The sequence below is a fragment of the Microbispora siamensis genome (assembly GCF_016863095.1).
GTDB lineage: Bacteria > Actinomycetota > Actinomycetes > Streptosporangiales > Streptosporangiaceae > Microbispora > Microbispora siamensis.
The window spans coordinates 101429-120927 of sequence record NZ_BOOF01000025.1 but is presented as its reverse complement, the minus strand read 5'-3'; the positions used below and the strand labels follow the sequence as shown (position 1 = coordinate 120927).

The following is a 19499-nucleotide window of genomic DNA, read 5'->3' as shown; positions in this document are numbered from 1 at the left end:
CTACGGAGCCGCCGTGACGGCGGCCTGCACGGCGGACAGGCAGCGTTCGACGACGGGCCGGGGGGCGAAGGCGTAGGTGCCGTCGCCGAACAACTCGAACGTCGTGAACCCGGCATAACCGCGGCGGGAGAAGGCGGCGAGGTAGTCGGGCAGCGGCAGCTCCCCGTCGCCCCACGCCAGGTGCCCGGCCGGGCGGCCGTCGATGAGGTGCACGTGGCGGACCCGGTCGCCGAGCGCGTCGAAGTAGTCGTCCACGCTCTCCCCGGCGACCGCCATGCCCACGGTGTCGAGCACGGCGGCGAGGTTCGGCGCGCCGACCTCGTCCAGCATCCGGGCCAGCGCCCGCGAGTCGTTGAGCAGGTTCGACTCCACCCGCTGGAGGGGTTCGAGCACGCAGGTCACCCCGAACCCCTCGGCGTACGAGGCGATCTCGGCGAGGGCGTCGGCGGACCTGCGCCAGGCCGCCTCCACCGGCTCGTCCTCGTATCCCCGGCCCGGCGTGAGCAGGAGCAACTCGGCGCCGAGCTCCGCGCACAGCTCGGCCGCCCGGCGGAACATCGCGATGCTGGAGGCGCGCAGCCGCGTGTCGGCCGAGGCGATGTTGACCGGGTAGGCCACCTGCTCGGGCGTGAGGCAGCGCACCCGCAGACCGCGGGAGGCGGCCCGGCGGCGTACGGCACGGGCCTCGGCGTCGCTCACCTGCGGCACGTGGAAGTGCGGGGCGATCCCCCACAGCTCCAGTTCCTCGCGGCCGAGGTCGGCGGCGTCGTCGAGGAACCGCTCGAACGGCAGGTGCTGGTAGGAGAAGTTCGATCCGGTGATGAGGGGCATGGGGCTCATTTTCCGACTCCGTCCGCGAGTCCTTTGACGATGTAACGCTGCCCGGCGAAGAACAGCAGCACGACCGGGAAGGCCGCGATCGCCATGCCGGCGAAGACGACGGGAAACTCGGTGCCGTGCTTGCTCATGAGGCTCATCAGGCCGACGGGGAGGGTCTGCACGCCCGCGCCGCTGGTGAAGACCATCGCGAACAGGTACTCGTTCCAGGCGAACAGGATGTGCAGCAGCACGGTCGAGGTGATGATCGGCTTGCACATGGGCAGGATGATCCGCCAGAAGGCGGTCCACCGGCCGCAGCCGTCCATCTCGGCCGCCTCGTCCACCTCACGCGGCAGGTCGAGCATGTACGCCCGGATGAGAAAGGTGGTGAACGGCACCCGGAAGGCCGTGTAGAGGATGAGCAGCGCCCAGAAGCTGTTGTACAGGCCCATGGCCTGGAACATCTTGACCAGCGGCACGAGCGCCACGCTCGGGGCGAGCATCAGCCCGCCGAGGATGACCCCGGTGGTCAGCTTGGAGAACGGGATGTTCACCCGGGTGAGGCCGTACGCCGCCCACGCGCTGACGAACACGGTCGCGATCGTCGAGGTCACGGTGACCAGCACGCTCGTGGTGAGGTAGTTGCTCACCCCGCGGTTCCAGGCCTTCTGGTAGCTGTCGAAGCTCCAGTGCGAGGGCAGTGAGAAGGGGTTCCCGAAGATCTCGCCGTTGGTCTTGAAGCCGTTGAGCACCATCCACAGCAGCGGATAGACCACCACGACCGCGAGGCAGAGCAGGAACGCCCACAGGAACACCCGGGTGATCACCCCCAGGAAGCCGATGCGATTCACCACGCCACCCTTCTCCTGCGCGCGACCCACAGTTGCGCCACGGCGATGCCGAGCGTGATCACGAAGATGACGGTCGCGATCGCGGCGGCGTAGCCGAAGTCGTTGCGGACGAAGCCGCTGCGGTAGAGCCAGGTCCCCAGCACCTGGGTCGAGTTGTCCGGCCCGCCGCTGGTCATCACCATGACCTCGTTGAACACCTGGAACGCCCCCGAGATCGTGACCATCGACATCACGCCGGTCATCTCTCGCACCAGGGGAACGGTCACGTGGAAGAAGCGGCGGACCGGGCCGGTGCCGTCGAGGGCCGCGGCCTGGTAGATCTCGCGGGGGATCCGCTGGATGGCGACGGCGAACAGCAGCGTGGAGTAGCCGAAGCCCTGCCACTGGCTCATCGCGACGATCGCCGGCATGGCCGTGCTCTCCTCGCCCAGCCACGAGTGGCTGAGACCGCCGAGGCCGACCGCCTGCAGCAGGTGGTTGAGCAGGCCGAGGTCGGGCTCGTAGATGAAGTAGAAGAGCAGGCCGGCGACGGTCAGCGAGATCGCGGAGGGAATGAAGTAGATGGCCCGCAGGACGCGCTGCCACCGCTCGCTGCGCACGCCTTCGATGAGCGCGGCCAGCACGAGCGCACCGAACACCTGGAACACGATCGACACCGCGGCGTACAGCACGTTGTTGCCGAGCGACCGCCAGAAGACCGGGTCCTCGACGAGCTTGGTGTAGTTGGCGAAGCCGACGTACTCCTGGCTGCCGCTGTAGATGTCCCACTTGAGCGTGCTGAACCCGAGGTTCTCGGCCAGCGGGAAGTAGACGAACACCCCGACCAGCACGAGGGCGGGAACGACCCACGCGAGCCCGAGCGCCCGTTTGCCGATGGTGCGCACCTGCTCTCCTCCGGCTACTTCGCCGACGCCGAGGCCTGGCGGACGCTCTCGAGCACCTGCTCGGGGGTCTTGCCGCCGGTGATCAGCGCCTCGCCGCCGGACAGCCAGGCGTCGGCGACGTCGGGCACGGTGACGGTGTCGAGCCAGGCGGCCAGCTTCGGCGCCTTGTTGACCAGGCCGACGCCCTCGTACACCGCCTTGCTGGAGGTCTCGGGCGTGACGGCCCCGATGACCGTGCTCGGCTGGCCGTACGGCGGGGACGACAGCGTCTTGGCGTTCTTCACGCTCGTCACGAACTTCATGAAGTCGACGGCGAGCGGGATGCGCGGGGAGGCCGCGTTGACCAGGTATCCCTCGGGCGCGCCCTCGATCACCGTGGGGTCGCCCTTCGCCCCCTGCGGCGCGGGCAGCGGGAAGATGCCGAAGTCGTCCGTGGGGAGCTTGCCCTTGGCGGTCTCGTTGTCGAACTCCAGGATCTCCTGGTAGTACATGGCCGCGTTGCCGTCGGCGAACTTCTCCTGCGCCGAGCTGTACAGCACGCCGTTGGTGCCGCTCTTGGTGTCGGTGCAGGTGTCGACGAGGGTCTTGAACCGGGTCAGCGCGGTGATGTAGCCCGGGTCGTCCAGCTTCGCCGTCGCGGGCTTGAGGTCGGCCTGCAGCGTGTCCCAGGGCACGTCGTAGGCGAACATCTGCTGCAGGTAGTGGAGTGCCGGCCAGCCGTCCTTGTTGCCGAACGCGATCGGCTCGTACCCCGCCTTGCGCAGCGGGCCGCAGGCGGCGATCAGGTCCTCGAACGTGGCGGGCACCTTGACCCCCGCCTTGGCGAACGCGGCCTTGTTGTAGCCCATGAACTTGCCGTTGCCGTACAGCGGGATCCCGTAGTACTTGCCGTCGTAGGCGAAGGCCGACAGCGCCCCCTCGCTGAAGGTCTTCCCCCACTCCGTGCCGGGCCCGATGACCTTGGTCAGGTCGGCCGCGCGGCCGCCGCGGACGAAGTTCTCCGCCCAGTTGCCGGTCCAGGTGAAGTAGACGTCCGGCAGGGCGTTCGACGCGGTCAGCGTCTTGGTCTTGTCCTTGATGCTCTGGTCGGTCTCCTGGATGAGCTGGATCTTCACCCCGGGGTGCTGCTTCTCGTACTCGGCGGCCAGGTCCTGGAAGTACGGCTCCAGCGGCTCTCCGGCGAACTTGGTGAGGATGCTCAGGGTGCCCGAGTAGTCGGGGGCGGCGGTCACGTCGGCCGCGGGAGCCTTGTCCGCCTGCCCGCCGCCGGTGCACCCGGCGAGGGCGAGCACCGACGTCCCGGCGAGTGCCGCGAACGTCGTCAGTGCGCGAGGGCGCATGGGCTTCCTTTCTCTCTGGTCTCTCTGGGGGAGGGAGGACCGCCGGTGCCCGAGGCACCTCGGATCCGCCGGGACGCGCCGCCGGCACGACCCGCTGGTGTGGGGTGACTGTACAGACCATCTGATACCGGTACCAGTCCTAGTTCCAAGAATTTTTTCCCGCAGGACGCGTACGGGACCGACGGCGGCCAGAAACAGCAGCTAGAGGCCGCACAAGTAGCGGAAAGAGGGGCGTGGTGTTGACGCCGCACGTTCACCTGTGCCAGCGTGACCCTCGCGTGATACCGGTATCAGGCAGCAGGGGCGCCGCCGGTCCGCAGGTGATCCCGAAAGGACGCGACAATGCTCGGATTCAACGAGCCGGAATTCCTCTCCCAGTTGGCGAGCGCGGTGGCGCTGCGCCCGCAGATCGAGGAACTGGTCGATCGGCTCGTGGACGGGGGATTCGACAACCTCTACCTCGTCGGCGCCGGCGGCACCTATGCCCAGATGTGGCCGTACGAGCGCCTGGCGCGCCAGCGGTCCACCCTCGACGTGCGCGCGGTGATCGCGGCAGAACTGGTCGCCGCCGACGAGAAGGCGCTCGGCGAGCGCTCGGTGGCGATCTTCACGTCGGTCTCGGGCACGACCGACGACGTCGTCCGGGCCATCGAGTTCTGCAAGTCGAAGGGCGCCCACACCATCGGCTTCACCGGCTACCCCGACTCGCCGATCGCCCAAAACGTCGACCTCGCGCTGCTGACCGAGCCCAAGACGTGGCCGTTCGACATGCAGATGCTGCTCTTCATGGGCCGGCTGCTGTCGCGGCGAGGCGAGTTCGACGGCTACGAGAAGTTCGCCGCCGAGTTCGACGACATCCCGCGGATCCTCCTGGAGGTCTCCAAGCAGGCCGAGCCGGTCGCCGAGGCGTTCGCCGACGCCCACAAGGACAGCGACTACTACTTCCTCATCGGCGGCGGGAACCTGTGGGGGTTCACCTACCTCTACTCCATGTGCATCCTCGAGGAGATGCAGTGGCTGCGCACCACGCGGGTGCACAGCGCCGAGTTCTTCCACGGCTCGCTCGAACTGGTCGAGGAGAACACCAGCGTGATCGTCTTCCAGGGAGAGGACGAGGCGCGGGCGCTCACGGACCGCGCCGAGGCCTTCGCCAAGCGGATCTCCAAGGACGTCACCGTCTTCGACACGAAGGACTACCCGCTCGACGGCATCAGCCCGGAGTTCCGCGGCCTGCTCGCGCCGCTGGTCCTCGACACCGTCATGAGCCGCGTCAGCAAGCACCTGGAGCGCGTGCGCGACCACTCGCTCGACCTGCGCCGCTACTACCGCGTCATGGACTACTGATCCGCCGTTCCCCCCTTCCGGGCCCCAGGTCGTGTCCCGTGATCTTTTTCGCCTACTGCGGTCGCCCAGATGGCGCCTCGCTGCGTTCTCGCCCCACCCACGAAAATTCCTCGCAGGCTCGGAATTTCCGCGGGGCCCGGGAAAGACGCCCATAGCTCCGCTATGGGCTCCTCCTCGGCCTTGCGACGCATCCATCTGGCCGATCCTCGCTACGGCAAAAGATCACGGGACACTCCCTCGCGCGTGACTGCGCGGGGGCTCGTCCACAGGAGAGTCCTTTGAGAGTCCTCGGCTTCGGCGACAACATCGTCGACCGGTTCGTCGACCGCGGCGTGGAGTACCCGGGCGGCAACAGCGTCAACGTGGCCGTCTACGCCCGCCGCCTCGGCCTGGACGCGGCCTACCTGGGCGTGTTCGGCGACGACGAGCTCGGCGACTTCCTGCGCGCCTCGATCGCCGCCCAGGGAGTCGCGATCGACCACTGCGTCGTGCGGACCGGCGAGAGCGGCGTCTCCACCCTGCGCGTGGACGACGGCGACCGCGTCTTCCTCGGCTGGAACGGCGGCGGCGTCACGCTGCGGGAGCCGCTCGTCCTCGGTGACGACCTGCTGCGGTACGCCGCCTCCTTCGACCTGGTGCACTCCAGCGTGTACTCCCGAAGCGAGAGCGAGCTGCCCAAGCTGGCCGGGCTCGGCCCGCTGGTGAGCTTCGACCTGTCCAGCGAGGACGAGTTCCGCGCTCCCGGCTACCTCGACCGGGTCTGCCCGCACGCCGACCTGGTGCTGCTGTCGTGCTCACACCTCGACGAGGCCGCCACGCGGGACCTGCTGGCCGAGGCCGTACGGCGCGGCGCGCGGCTCGCGCTTGCCACGCGCGGCGTGGAGGGGGCGATCGCGCACGACGGCAGGGTCACGGTCGCGACCGCCGCGCGCCGGGTGGAGGACCCCGGACTGATGGTCGACACGATGGGCTGCGGCGACGCCTTCCTCGCCGGGTTCGCCGTCTCCCTGCTGCGCGGCGGCTGGACCACCGGCACGTCCCCGGACCGCGACGCCGTCGAGCGCGCGCTCCACGACGGCGCGCGGTCGGCCTACGAGCAATGCCTGGTGGAGGGCGCGTTCGGCCACGGACGGCCCGTTCTCACTAAGCTTCCGTAGGATCGAGAGGGAGGAACGCCAGCCATGCCAGCTGAGCCGAGCCAGGCCGCCGGGCGGGTGACGATCTCCGAGGTGGCGGCCGAGGCGGGCGTCGGAAGGGCGACCGCCGCCCGCACGCTCGGCGGGTATGGACACGTCAGCCCGGAGCTGCGCCAACGCGTGCTCGCGGCGGCCGAGAAGCTCGGCTACCGTGCCAACGCGCTCGCCCGCAGCATGTCGACGGGCGTGAGCCACACCATCGGGGTGATCGTCGCCGACATCGGCAACCCCTTCTTCGCCGGACTGGTCGGCGGCGTCTGCGACGCCTCCCGGGCCCGCGGCTTCGACACGATCGTGCTGAGCACCTACGAGGACCTCGACGAGGAGGTCGCCGCCACCAACGTGCTGATCGACAAGCGCGTCGACGGCATGATCATCGCGTCCGCCGCGGTCAGCGGCCGGGAGGTCGGCCACGTCAAGGAGGCGCTGAAGCGCGGCGTCCCCGTCGTCCTGGTCGACCGGGCCATCCCGGCGCTCGACCTCGACGCGGTCGTCATCGACAACCGCGACGCGGCGCGTGAGGCGGTCGAGCGGCTGATCGCGGCGGGGCACCGGCGGATCGGCTTCGTGTGGGGCCCGTCCATGACGCAGCCGCCGGCGACCCGCCGCGAGCTGCTGGCGGCGGCGGCCCGCAACCTGTGGACCGACGGCGAGCGCCTGCGCGGCTACCTCGACGCGCTCGACGACGCGCGGATCCCCTTCGATCCCGAGCTGGTGATGGTCGGGCGCAAGGTCGAGGAGCGGGCGACCGAGGAGGTCGCGCGCATGCTCGCCCTGCCGAACCGCATCACCGCGCTGTTCTGCACCGAGACCGAGGCGATGACGGGGGCCCTGCGCGCCCTGCGGGCGGCCCGGCTGTCCTACCCGCGCGACGTCTCCCTGATCGGGTTCGACGACAGCGCCTGGGCCGCGGTCATGGACCCGCCGCTGACGATGATCGAGCAGCCCGTGCACGGGCTCGGCGCGAAGGCGGCCGAGGTGCTTCTCGACATCGTGCAGGGGGCCGAGGCCGGCCGGGAGACGCACACGCTCCGCTCGCGCCTCATCGTGCGGTCGTCGGTCGGCCCCCCGCCGGGCGCCTGAGATGGCCGAGAGGGGATGTCAGCGGGGAAGCAGTTCGTAGGAGCGCTGCTGAGGCAGGCCGGCGAGCCGCCGCTGGCCCTCCGTCAGCAGCGCGGCGATCGGACCGGGCTCGCGCAGCCGGGTGAGCCGGTCGCGGTTGTACTTGCGCAGCCGCGCCGCGCGGCGCTTGGCCGCCGCCGCCTTGAACGCGGCGACGTGCTCGCGGTCGGCCTTGCGCGCGCCGCTCAGCTCGTAGCCGTACGCGGTGAGCCGCTCGCCGAGCACCTCCTCGCACAGCGAGATCTCCCAGGGCTCCAGCCGGGAGGCCCACTTGCCCGAGTGGGCGGTGGTCACCTCCTCGTGCGTGTTGCTGTGCCACACCTTGTGCTTGGGCACGGCCAGCTCGGCCATGTGGCGCGGCTCGCACATCGCCGGGTCGTACTCCTCGCCGAGGAACACGCACAGCTTCTTCAGCTCGGTCTCCGGGTCGGCGGTGAGGTCCTCGTACCGCAGCTCGTAGAAGCTGTCGGCCGGCAGCTTGCGCGCGTGCCGGCGGCCGAAGTCGACGGCCTCGGCCCAGTTGGCCATGGCGTGCACGGCGTCCGCCTTGTACCAGGGCATCTGCTTGAGCGAGGCCACGCAGTCGCGGCCGTCCCTGACGAGGTGGACGAACTGCGCGTCGGGGAACATCCGCATGAGCATCTCGACGTGCCGGTAGTAGCTGGGCCGCTTGTCGCCCCAGCGCGGCTTGCCGAAGCGCTCGGCGTAGCACTTGAAGACCATGCCGATGACCGAGCCGAAGCTGCCCGGGCCGAGCATCGCCGCCTGGACGAAGTCGGGGCGGCTCAGCCCGAGCTCGTGGAACTTCGTGGTCCGGCCCTCGGCGATCCAGGTCGCCAGCCTGCGCCTGTTGTCGGCCAGCCGCATGTCGCCGTACGCCCGGCGGGAGAAGTAGGCCGGGACGAGGAACCGCGTCTCGGGCGGGACCGCGATGCGCGGGTGCGAGTGCAGCATGAGCTGCAGCATGGTGGTGCCGGAGCGCGGGCAGCCGACGACGAAGACAGGCCTGTCCGAATGCATAGTTCTATCCCCCGTGGTGAAATTGCCAGACGCCAGGCCGCCGCCCTCCCCCGGGCGCGGCTCGTGACGCGGGTCCTACGGCGTCACGCCGTACGAGCGTGCGGATCCGGCCGGGACGGCCGGTCAGACAAGGATCTTCTGTTTCTCGGCGGCGGTGCGGGGCACCTGGCGCGCCGCCAGCCAGACGCGGTAGACGAGGCTCATCTCGAACGCCAGCAGCAGTGCGCCGGCCACGACCGAGACCGGCACCAGGGCCTTGGGTCCGAACAGCGGGCCCACGACGAAGATCGCGGCGTGGAACTCGATGCCGCTCACCACGTGGGTGCGCACCCGGTGCCGCACCAGGAAGACGCGGAACCGGTCGTACCAGGGGAAGCGGGCGTGGAACGCCTTCTGCAGGTCGACCACCGCGGCGCCGTCCTCGGCGGCGACCTGGCCGAACTCCGCGGCGACCTGCCCCAGTTCGGTCCGCGGCCTGGAGCGCAGGACGCTCTCGGCGAGGACGTACTGCCCCTCCAGCCGCGCCTCGAGCAGCGCGCGCGTGGCGTCCTTGACCCGCTTCAGCTGCGGGCCGTTGATGTAGCGGAACAGGTCGAGCACCACGACGCCGACGGCGGCGAGCACCACGTCGGTGTCGCCCGTGCGGGTGTACTCCCCGAACCCCCACCCGAAGGCGCAGCAGACCACCCGCACCCGGTCGCCGACGTAGTCGAGCCACAGGCCGAAGGGCGTCCCCGTGCCCTTGAGCCTGGCGATCTTCCCGTCCATGCAGTCGACCGTGAAGCTCAGATAGAACAGAGCCGCCCCGGCGACGAGCATGCCCTCCGCGAAGGCCGCCGCCGACGCGAAGCCGATCAGCATGGACAGCCTGGTCAGCCCGTTCGGCGTGATCGAGGTGTGATTGGCCACGAGCAGCGCGAGCCGGCAGGCGAGCGGATCGACCATGAAGACGGTCCACCACGAGTCTCTCGGCTTGCGCGTCGCGAGTATGTCGTCCAGCGTGAAGCCCCCCATGCAGGCAAGAATGACTACAAGCGGTAGCCGCGGCCTGCTCTTCTGTAACAGGCAGGGCATCTCGTTGCCGGTTCTTGACCATCTCCCCCATCTACGTAAACCATCCGCCAATCCGGTCGCCGATCGGTTACAGTCCGTGTTCGAGGGGGAGACCATGCCCGTTGTCACGTTGTACCGGCGGCTGCAGGGGCGGCTGCCGTCGTGGGAGCCCGCGCCGCGGGCCGCACTCATCCGGGCGGACGCGGGTCCGCTCCAGGCCCAGCGCGAGACGCTGGACGTGGTGTGCGCCCTGCTGACCGAGGCGCGCGTGCCGTACTTCTGCGTGCGCCCGCTGCCCAACCGGCCACCGGTGATCGCCGTGCCCGAGGACGACCGCACGCGCGCGCTCGCCGCGCTCGCGGCCGGCGGTCATCCGCTGTTCGCGGCGCGGCAGCCGTACGGCAGGCAGGGGGCGCGGGCACGCCAGGCGGACGCGGGCCGGATGCGCCCGGTGCGGCGGGCGGCGGCTCTGCTCGGCGACGCCAAGGTCGTGCGGCTGGCCATGTACTTCGCCAGCCCCTCGCGCACGCTGACGCTCGGCCCGGAGAACGGATGCGACCTGGAGTTCTGGGCCCGCGAGGGCGACGAACTGGTCGCCCCGAGGCCGAACCCCGCCTGCGACCGCGTCCCCGCCGACGGCCCCGCCGTGGACGGCGGCGAGGAGCTGTTCACGCCGCTGGCCTGCGCCGCCCGCCGGGCCCGCGCCTACCGCACCCGGCCCGAGTTCGTCCGGCGGCTGCTGGACGACATCGACTTCCCGATCGACGCCGTCTACACGTGGGTGGACGGCGCCGACCCGGCCTGGCGGGCGCGGCGCGACCAGGCCGAGCGCGACGAGGCGCTGCGCACCGGCACTCCGCCGAGCGAGATGGCGACCACGGAGGCACGGTTCACCAGCAGGGACGAGTTGCGTTACTCGCTGCGCTCCCTGCTGATGTACGCCCCCTGGATCAACCGGATATGGATCGTCACCGACGGCCAGACGCCTCCGTGGCTCGACACCACCCACCCCATGGTCTCGGTGGTCGACCACAAGGAGATCTTCACCGACCCGTCGGTGCTGCCGGTGTTCAACTCCCACGCCATCGAGACGCAGCTTCACCACATCGACGGGCTCAGCGAGCACTTCCTGTACTTCAACGACGACTTCTTCCTGGGCCGGCCGCTGCCTCCCCGGACGTTCTTCGAGGGCAACGGGATCACCCGCTTCTTCCCCAGCACCGTCCACGTGCCGTTCGGCATGCCGGAGACCGAGGAGTCCCCGGTGCACGCCGCGGGCATGAACAACCGGCGCATCCTGGAGAACCTGACCGGCCGCACGATCACGCAGAAGCTCAAGCACGTGCCGTACGCGCTGCGCCGGTCGCTCATGTACGAGCTGGAGGGGCGTTTCGCGGCGGAGTTCACGGCGACCGCCCGCAGCAGGTTCCGCACGTCGCGGGACATCTCGGTGGTGTCCTCGCTGGCGCACTACTACGGCTACCTCAGCGGGCGGGCGGTGCCCGGCACGGTCGACTACACCTACGTGGACCTGTCGCTGCCGAAGACGCCCGCCAAGCTGCGCCGCATGCTGGCCCGGCGCAGGCACGACGTGTTCTGCCTCAACGACACCGCCCCCACCACCCCCGACCAGGACGCGCTGCTTGCGCGGTTCCTGGAGGCCTACTTCCCCACCCCGGCGCCGTTCGAGCGGTGAGCGTGCCGCAGGTCGTACCTGTCCACGAACAGGCCGCGGAAGGTCCAGCGGCCGGCGGGGGCGAACGAACGGGCGACCAGGGCGCGGCGGCGGGCGGGCATCGCGTTCTTGCCCGTGTGGCCGACGACCCAGAGCGTACGCAGCCCGTCGAGCCGGGCGGCGAGCACCCGGGTGCCCACCTCGCGGCCGGGGAAGCTGCCGTCCTGCTCGGGTGACCTGGCCAGCGCCACGTCCCGGAGCCTGCCGAAGACCGACGGGTAGACCGCTTCGTACTTCCTGACCTTGGCGGGGACGAACAGCACCCCGTCCCCCGGTTTCGCCTCGGCCGCGAGCAGCGCCATGACCGGCCGCGGATCGTCCTGCCTGCCGTCCGGCCCCCGCGTGGCGAACTGCCCGGGAACCGACAGGCCGAGCCAGGCGGCCAGCATGGCGGCGGCGAGGCCGGGAGGCAGCGCGGCCAGGCCCGCCCCGGCCAGCAGCGCCGCCGCCGGGACGCAGCAGAAGACGTAGCGGAACACGTACACGGGATGGAGGGCCCAGGAGGCCGCGAGCAGCACCAGCGCGGGCACGAGCAGCCACGGCAGCGTCAGCCGCACGAGCGCCGCATGGCCGAAGGGGGCCGGACCCGCCTCACCGGCGGGCGGCTTCCCGGCCGAGGCGGCGGCCCAGGGCGCTGCGGCGCGGCGCGCGACGGATCCTTCGGCGGGCATTCCGTCGAACTCCTCGATGGGCTTTCCGGCGCGGCGGGCGGCGCGGGCCCGGCGGACGCCCGCGACCGCGGCGTACGCGAGGCCGAAGAGCGCGAGCGCCCAGGTCAGCGGGGCCACCCCGGGTCCCGTCGCCCCGCCGAGGTCGCCGAACAACTGGACGGCCAGCCTGCCCACGTCCCCCGCATCCGGCCGGGGGATCCACCCCACCTGCGCGCTCTGCCGGGAGCCGAGCCAGGCCAGCGGCGCCACGGCCGCCAGTGCCGGCGTCGCCGCGCACGCCCACCGGAGCAGCGGTCCCCTCGACAGGATCAGCGCGACGCCGTGCGCCCCCACGACCAGGAACGCGAACAGGTTGAGGTAGGCCAGCACGGTCAGCGCCGCCGCGTACGCCGCCAGGACGCCCGAAGTGGGCGATCGCAGCACGCGCAGGAACAGCAGGGTCACGCCGACGGCCGCCGCCGCCGTCAGCGCGTACGGCCGGGCCTCCTGGACATACCTGGAGAAGATGGGCATGAGGGCCAGCAGCACGCCGCCGTACAGGCCCGCCCGGGGGGCGCCGAGGGCGCGGCCGAGGGCGCCGGTCCCGGCCGCGGCCAGCGCGCCCGCGACGACCGACGGGATCCGCAGCGCCACCTCGGCCGTGCCGGACAGGCCCGCGACGACGTGCATCAGCGCGTAGTAGAGGCCGTGCACCGCGTCGACCGACTGCAGCAGGTGCGCCAGCTGGGGGAAAGTGCGGACGGCCGCGCTGACCGTGGCCGCCTCGTCCCGCCACGGCGGCGGCCCGCCGAGGTCCCACAGCCCGGCGGCCAGCGCGAGAACGGCCGGCACGAGGGTCACGACGGCGGGCCGGTCCAGCCGGGCGGCCCGCCCGGTCGCCTCGGCAGGGCACGCCGAGGGAGCCTCGGCCGCGATGGGCTGCGACGGCGTTCCGGCGACACGGCGGGGCGGGCGACCGGCGACATGCCGGGAGGCGCGGGTCATGGCCGCATGCGCGCGACCACGCGCGCCGAGGCGTGCCCGTCGTCCCAGGGGCAGTATCTGCGGGCGAACCGCTCGTAGCGCGCCGCGAACGGCCCGAGGTCGCCGTGCCGCAGCACGTCGAGCACGTCGTCGCCGGTCCTGAGGACGGGCCCGGGGGCCTCGGCCTCGAAGTCGAAGTAGAAGCCGCGCACCTGGTCGCGGTAGCGCTCCAGGTCGTGCGCGAAGAACACCATGGGCCTGCCGGTGCACGCGAAGTCGAACATCGCCGACGAGTAGTCGGTGACCAGCACGTCCGCGGCGGCCAACAGATCCGCCATGTCCGGAAATCTGGAGACATCGCGGATGCGGTCGCCGTTCGGGATCGCCATGTCCCGCGCCACCAGGTAGTGCGCCCGCACGAGCAGCACGTCGTCGTCGCGCAGCGCCCCGGCCGCCCTGACCGGGTCCAGCGCGAGCCGCCCGGTGGTCTCGTCGTCCCGCCACGTCGGCGCGTACAGGATGACCCGCCGGTCGTCCGGCAGGCCCAGCCGCCGCCGGGCCGCGCGGGCGCGCCCGGGATCGAACAGCACGTCGTTGCGCGGATAGCCCGACTCCAGGATCTCCCCTTCGTAGCCGAACGCCCCGCGCAGCGCGGAGGTGGCGAACGGGCTCGGCGACAGCAGCAGATCCCAGGTCGCCACCTGCCGCGCCAGTTCGTCGCGCGGCACCCGCTGCGCGTACGGCATGCCCTCCAGGTCGAGCCCCAGCCGCTTGAGCGGCGTGCCGTGCCAGGTCTGCACGACCGTCTGCCCGCGCGGCTTGCGGTACCACCCCGGCTGGGTGCGCCGGTTGGCCACGACGAAACGGCTGGTACGCAGCGCCTCCTCGTGCTCGCGCGAGCCGTACAGGACCAGGCGCACACCCGGCGGGACCGCGAACTGCCCGTCCCGGGTGACCCAGACGATCTCCACGTCGGGGTGGCGGCGCGCCAGTTCCTCGGAGACGGCGCGGGGATTGCACGAGTACTGCCCGCCGCCGTAGCTGTCGAAGACCGCGGCGTTGCGCAGGGTCACCCTGCGTGGAGCCGACGCCCGCCGCCTGCGCGTCGCGTACGGCCCGCGTTCGTGCGGGCCGAGCGCGGGGCGCACCGCGAGGCTCAGTTCGCCGTCCCGCGAGGTGCGGACGGAGATCTCGTGAAATCCGGTGACCCGCGGCCTCGGCGGGTCGGCGATCAGGGCCGGGCTCAGGCGTACGCGCTCGTCCCCGCCCGCCGGTGACAGAGCCAGCACCCGCCAGGTCCCGCTGCGGAGCGGAAGCCCCTCGGCCGTCCTGCCGATGGCGGCCGTCCACGTGGCCTCGTCCTGGCGAACCGGCCAGGAGTGCCGCTCCGCGCCGCGCTCCAGGACGATCCGGCCGGCCGGGCACCGGCCCGTCCCCTCCAGGACCAGCTCGCCGGACTCCGTCCACCGCGCCGCACCGACCTGGCCCTCGGACTCCGTCCTCCGATCCGTGTCCACGCGGTCGTCGGGATCGGGAGACGGGCCGGCGGCGGCGCGGGGGCCGAGCGTCAGCCCGCGGTCGCGGGTGAGGGAGACCCGCACGTTCCCGGCGTCGAAGACGCGGTCGCCCGGGGCTCCGATCGCCCGGCCCACCCGGGTCACGCCCCGCGCGCGCACCCGCGTGTGCAACGCCCACCGGCCGGCGGGCAGGGCGTCGAGGGCGATCACGGTCTCGAAGCCGGAGTCGTCGTGGCAGGCGACCGACTGCCGGGAGTCGGCGGTCACGTCGGGCCTGCGGGTTCGATGCACCGGCAGGATGATCCGCTCCTCTCCCCGCTGGAGCCACAGCTCGATCCGGCTGCGCCCGCTGTCCAGATGGGCGATGTACGCGTGGCCGGTCAGGGCGAGCCTGCCGTCCGCGTGGCGTACGTCGTCCACGCAGGCGACGAGCCGCAGGTCGCGGGTGGCGTCGAACAGCGAGCGCGGCAGCCGGGGGTCGCGGCGGAAGGGATAGTCGAGATACCAGCGGCGGCGCCTCAGCCCCCGCCGCAGCACGCCCCGGTGCCTGATCTCCGACGCGGCGAACGTCCGCAGCTCCGCCAGTTCGCCGGTCATGCCGTGCGCGGCGAAGTGGATCTGGAGCCGCCTGAGCACCGGCAGCCGTTCCACCGCGTTCGGGTCCAGGCGGCCCAGGGCCTCGGCGAGCTCGTCGGGAACCCGGTCGCGTACGGCCTCAAGCACGGCTTCGAGGTCCGGCCCCTCCGCCAGGCGCAGGTCGTAGGCCGTGCGCAGTTGCGGCGCGTGCCGTCCGAGCAGGTCCGACACCTCCAGCATGGCCCGCAGGCGGCGCAGCGGGTCGGCCTGCGACCGGGACCCGCGCGTGAGGCAGACCACGTCGCCGAGCACGTCGGCCGAGGTGGACAGCACGTGCGCGGGGATCGTCACCGGAAAGTCCTCGCCCAGGCCCGCCGGGAAGGCGAACCCGTGCCGGTTCCAGAACTCCCGGCGGAACACCGTGCCACCCGCCCGCGGGTCGTCCAGCAGCTTCTGGTGCCGGGTGATGTGCGTGCGCAGCCTGGCCTTCGCCGCCGGGACGGGCGCCTGGCCCGGCGCGTACGGCGTCCAGGTGCGGATCCGGCCGCAGGCGAGGTCGGAGCCGGTGTGGTCGAGGGCGCCGACCAGCGCGCGGTAGGCGCCCGCGGGGACGACCGAGCCGGGGTCGGCGAAAGCGAGGTAGCGCCCGGTGGCGAAGGCCGCGCCCGCGTTGCGCGCCGTGCCGGGGTCGTCGCCGCCGTCGCCGAGCGTGAGGAGCGTGAACCTGTGGTCGGGCGGGCGAAGACCACGCGGGCGGCCGACAAGGATCACCTCCATGTCGTCCAGGGTCTGGTCGCGCAGGGATTCGAGGCACTCCTCGGCGTGTTCCTCCCCGCCGTGCAGGGGGACGACCACCGAGAGCCTGGCAGGCACCGTCACGCCGTCAGGATGCCGACGCGCGGCCGCACGCCACCCGGCTCATCCCCATTGCCTTACGGTCGCTTGGGCACCTCTTGACCTACCCCGACCAGGCGGTCAGGCGAACAGGGCGTCCACCAGGCGGCGCGCGGCCTGCCCGTCGGCCATCGGGCGATACCTCGTCAGGAACGCGGCGTACGCGTCCCCGTGCTTGTCCGCCACCTCGTCAAGGTGCGCGAGCGCGTCGAGCACCTCGGCCTCCCGCCGGAGCACCGGCCCCGGCGCCTCGGGCAGGAGCCACAGGTCCTGCGGCCGGCCGGCGTGCAGGAGCACCGGGCGTCCCGTCACGACGAAGTCGAACACCGCCGCCACGTCCCCCGCGAGCAGGACGTCGGCGGCGAGGTACAACTCGTGCGGGTCCGGATGGCCGCCGACGTCCCACACCGCCCCGTTTCCTGAGGGATGGGTTCCCGAGGGGTGGCGGACCAGCAGGACCTGGTCGCCGGTCAGGCCCGCCGCCAGGCGCCCGGCGTCGAGCGTGTCGTGCTCCCCCGCGACGTACAGCAGGACGTGGGCGCGTTCCGGCAGACCGAGGCGGCGCCGCACCTCGGCGGCGCGCTCCCGGGCGCCGGGACCGGTCAGCAGGTCGTCGCAGGGCAGACCTGTCTGCAGCACCTCTCCCTCGAAGCCGGACGTCCGCCGCAGGGACGCCGTCGATCCCGGGCCCGCGGACACGAGATGGGTCCACTGACCCGCCCCGCGACCGCCGGCGGCGTCCGTCCCGGTGTACACGACCACCTGGCCGGGCCTGCGCTCGAACCACGGCGGCAGCGGCGCGTCGGTGACGACGTAGCGGCACCGGGCGAGGGCCTCGTAGTGCTCCCGTCCGAGCATGCGCACCGGTTCGACGTCGCCGGGCAGGGCGACCTGGCCGTCCCGCACGTTCCACAGCAGCGGCAGGTCGGTCCCCCGGCGGCGCAGTTCCTCGCAGACCGCCCTCGGGCTGCCGCCGAAGCGGGTGCCCGCGCCGCCGTCGAACAGGACGGCGTCCCGCAGCGGCCTGTCCCTCATCTGGGGGTAGGTCCTCGTGCGCAGCACCCGCTGGGCCTTCTTGCCGCGCTCGTCGGCGGTCAGGTCGCCGCTCACGGTCAGCACCGCCCGGCCCGGACCCGACGTGACGATCCCGAACGTACGGCGGGCCGTCTGGTGGGCCGCCGGCAGGTCCGTGTCGAACTCCAGCGGCAGGTCCGTCCACTCTCCCCCGGCGGCGCGTGCCCGGATCGCCAGGGCGTACCGGCCGCGCGGCAGCGGCAGCCGCCCGGCGGTCGAGCCGACCTGCTCGGGCGTCAGCCGCGCCCGGAAACGGGTTCCCGCTCCCTCGATCGGCAGCAGCCACTCCCCGGGCCGGGGGGTCACCCGGGTGACGGGGCCGAGTGCGGCCACCACCAGCGCCGACATCTCGTGCGGCACCGCGAGGCCGCCCTCGACGAGCAACTCGCCGCCAGGCAGCCACTCGGCGAGGTCGGCGTACGCCGCGACGGGCTGGTCCCGCAGCACCAGGCCGCCGGTGCGGTCGCGGAACACGACGATCTCCCGGCCGGCCAGGCCGTACCGGCCGGTGGGCACGTCCTCGGCGAGGGTCACGGGCGTCACCGTGCCGTCGGCGGCCCGCACCTCGACCTCCCACCACGTCTCGGGCGCGGCGACCTCCGCCGGCACGGCGATCTGTGCGGTCCGGGACACGGGCAGCAGGTCGCGCAGGTCGACGGCCGCCTCGAACGTACGACGGTCGACGTTCACCGGATAGGTGCGGGGGACGCCTCCGGGGCGCCGGGCGACCTGGAGCACCGGGGTCGGGCCGAGGTCGTTGACGACGTGGCCCACCAGGCGCAGGCGGCCGTCCCGCACCTCCCGCGTGACGACCCGGGCGGTCTCCCGCTCGGCCCGCAGCACGAAGACGCCGGTCTCCCCGAGCAGCGGCGCGACGTAGTGGTCGGGGCCGACGGCGCGATACCCCGCCTGCTCGACGATCGAGGCGGCGGCGCGCGGGTCGGTCAGCCGTCCGCGCCGCAGGACGCCCCGGTGCAGCACGCGCAGTTCGACGTGCCACCGTCCGAGCCGGCCCGGCCTGGCCAGCGATGCGGGGTCGATGGTGAGCCGGAAGCCGCCCCAGTCGCGCTCCTTCGACTTCGTGGACACGCGGGCCCTGGTGACCGAGGCCGGCACCCGGACGCGCCGCCCGGTCCGCTCCTGCACGAGGGCGGCGAAGACCTGCTGGTGGACCCGCCGGGTGGGGCGCAGGAACGGCGGTGCCGCGCGTCCCTCCACCACGAGCAGGCCGTCCTCCCAGCGGACGGCGTCGATGCGGTGACGCGGGACGAGTTCCTCCCTGGCCCTGGTGACAGCGGCGGGGATCTCCCGGTCGGCGGAGCGGGCGAGGGGCACGTTCAGGTGGTGGCCGCCCATCCTGCGGACGAGCCGCCGGTCGGGTTTCACCTCCCGGTCCCAGGCCAGGACCTCGAGCAGCTCGGCCGGGCGGCGCAGGCGCACCAGATGCCACTGGAGGCGCCGCAGCGCGGGCAGCCCGTCGAGCACGGGCGGCGCCACGTCCTCCAGGTAGCGGCCGGCGAGGTCGAGGAAGCGCTCCCGGAACGCCGGGGAGGCCTGGTCGAGCACGTCGAGGAAGTTCGTGAGGTCGCCGTCGAGCACGGCGTGGTCCCAGGCGTGGATGTGGGCGGTGAAGTTGTGCTCGCTGAGGAAGCGGCGGACCTCGGTGACGGCGGCGAACCGGTCCTCCAGATGCGCGGCCCGCGTCTTGTCCTGCGTGATCGAACGGCCGCCGCCCTCGCGCCGCCGCCACAGGTAGACCGGCGCGGGCAGCACGTCCACGGCCCGCGCCAGGAAGTGGGCGCGCAGGGCCACCGCGATGTCCTCGTACAGCACGCCTTCGGGGAAGGCGAACCCGTGGGCGTCCCAGAACGAGCGGCGCCACAGCTTGTTGGTGACCAGGCGGTCGCACAGGAGCGCGCGCGTCCGGGTGATGTGGGTGGCCGCGGCGGCGTCGGAGAAGACGGCCCGGTGCATGGCCGACTGGTGGGCGCCGCGCCCGTCGAGGCGCAGCACGTTGCCCGTGGCGAGGTCCGACCCCGACCGCTGCAGGGACGCCAGGAGGTATTCGAGGGCGTGCGCCGGCAGCAGGTCGTCGCTGTCGAGGAACATCAGGTGCTCCCCGGTCGCGTGCCGCACGCCCGTGTTGCGCGCCGCCCCGAGCCCCGCGTTGGCCTGGCGGACCAGCCGGAACCGGCCGTCGCGCGCCGCGAAGGCGGCGGCGATGTCGGCGCTGCCGTCGGGCGAGCCGTCGTCGACCATGACGACCTCGATGTCCTGCCAGGTCTGCGCGGCGACCGAGGCCAGGCAGCCGGCGAGGTACGGTTCCACGTCGTAGATCGGGATGATCACGCTGAGGCGGGGCACGGGCGGTCCTTAGGGTCGGCGAAGCGGCGGGCGGCGGGTGTGAGCGCCCCGATGGTGCGCGGGAAACACGCGCGGC

13 protein-coding genes are annotated in these 19499 nt (G+C 72.4%); 4 read left to right on the top strand and 9 right to left on the bottom strand.

What is annotated here, in order from left to right:
* From Msi02_RS21630 to Msi02_RS21615, 4 genes are read right to left on the bottom strand one after another with little or no spacing between them, the layout of a single operon-like run.
* Positions 1-840: a TIM barrel protein gene (locus Msi02_RS21630; protein WP_204049978.1), complete on the bottom strand. Its 840-nt coding sequence runs from the start codon at positions 838-840 to the stop codon at positions 1-3.
* A complete protein-coding gene (locus Msi02_RS21625) occupies positions 837-1673 on the bottom strand; it encodes a carbohydrate ABC transporter permease (protein ID WP_204049977.1) in 837 nt (278 codons plus the stop codon). The genes Msi02_RS21630 and Msi02_RS21625 overlap by 4 nt, the downstream gene beginning before the upstream one ends.
* Positions 1667-2554 (bottom strand): carbohydrate ABC transporter permease, encoded by an 888-nt coding sequence (locus tag Msi02_RS21620; RefSeq protein ID WP_204049976.1) that lies wholly within the window; start codon positions 2552-2554, stop codon positions 1667-1669. Before Msi02_RS21620 ends, Msi02_RS21625 begins: the two co-directional genes overlap by 7 nt.
* A gap of 14 nt (positions 2555-2568) precedes the next feature.
* Positions 2569-3894: an ABC transporter substrate-binding protein gene (locus Msi02_RS21615; protein WP_204049975.1), complete on the bottom strand. Its 1326-nt coding sequence runs from the start codon at positions 3892-3894 to the stop codon at positions 2569-2571.
* Between the two features lie 342 nt (positions 3895-4236).
* Here Msi02_RS21615 and Msi02_RS21610 point away from each other — a divergent pair, with 342 nt between their 5' ends.
* The 3 genes from Msi02_RS21610 (at position 4237) to Msi02_RS21600 (ending at position 7517) form a co-directional block, all read left to right on the top strand.
* Positions 4237-5238: an SIS domain-containing protein gene (locus Msi02_RS21610; RefSeq protein ID WP_204049974.1), complete on the top strand. Its 1002-nt coding sequence runs from the start codon at positions 4237-4239 to the stop codon at positions 5236-5238.
* Between the two features lie 278 nt (positions 5239-5516).
* A complete protein-coding gene (locus Msi02_RS21605) occupies positions 5517-6395 on the top strand; it encodes a PfkB family carbohydrate kinase (RefSeq protein ID WP_204049973.1) in 879 nt (292 codons plus the stop codon).
* 24 nt (positions 6396-6419) lie between these two features.
* A complete protein-coding gene (locus tag Msi02_RS21600; RefSeq protein ID WP_204049972.1) occupies positions 6420-7517 on the top strand; it encodes a LacI family DNA-binding transcriptional regulator in 1098 nt (365 codons plus the stop codon).
* Between the two features lie 18 nt (positions 7518-7535).
* Here Msi02_RS21600 and Msi02_RS21595 read toward each other — a convergent pair whose 3' ends face one another.
* Both Msi02_RS21595 and Msi02_RS43355 read right to left on the bottom strand, forming a co-directional pair.
* Positions 7536-8576, bottom strand: coding sequence for a sulfotransferase family protein (locus Msi02_RS21595; protein ID WP_079318221.1), 1041 nt, complete (start codon positions 8574-8576; stop codon positions 7536-7538).
* A 123-nt stretch (positions 8577-8699) separates the two neighbouring features.
* Positions 8700-9590: a CDP-alcohol phosphatidyltransferase family protein gene (locus Msi02_RS43355; RefSeq protein ID WP_239108588.1), complete on the bottom strand. Its 891-nt coding sequence runs from the start codon at positions 9588-9590 to the stop codon at positions 8700-8702.
* A gap of 154 nt (positions 9591-9744) precedes the next feature.
* Here Msi02_RS43355 and Msi02_RS21585 point away from each other — a divergent pair, with 154 nt between their 5' ends.
* On the top strand, positions 9745-11325 hold the full coding sequence (locus Msi02_RS21585) for a stealth family protein (protein ID WP_204049971.1): 1581 nt from the start codon (positions 9745-9747) through the stop codon (positions 11323-11325).
* Here the strand turns inward: Msi02_RS21585 and Msi02_RS21580 are convergent.
* From Msi02_RS21580 to Msi02_RS21570, 3 genes are all read right to left on the bottom strand, one after another.
* Positions 11292-13019: a glycosyltransferase family protein gene (locus Msi02_RS21580; RefSeq protein ID WP_204049970.1), complete on the bottom strand. Its 1728-nt coding sequence runs from the start codon at positions 13017-13019 to the stop codon at positions 11292-11294. The two genes, Msi02_RS21585 and Msi02_RS21580, sit on opposite strands and share 34 nt — an antisense overlap.
* Positions 13016-15970 (bottom strand): bifunctional glycosyltransferase/CDP-glycerol:glycerophosphate glycerophosphotransferase, encoded by a 2955-nt coding sequence (locus tag Msi02_RS21575; RefSeq protein WP_204049969.1) that lies wholly within the window; start codon positions 15968-15970, stop codon positions 13016-13018. The genes Msi02_RS21580 and Msi02_RS21575 overlap by 4 nt, the downstream gene beginning before the upstream one ends.
* Before the next feature lie 96 nt (positions 15971-16066).
* Positions 16067-19423, bottom strand: coding sequence for a bifunctional glycosyltransferase/CDP-glycerol:glycerophosphate glycerophosphotransferase (locus Msi02_RS21570; protein ID WP_204049968.1), 3357 nt, complete (start codon positions 19421-19423; stop codon positions 16067-16069).
* Positions 19424-19499 lie beyond the last annotated feature (76 nt).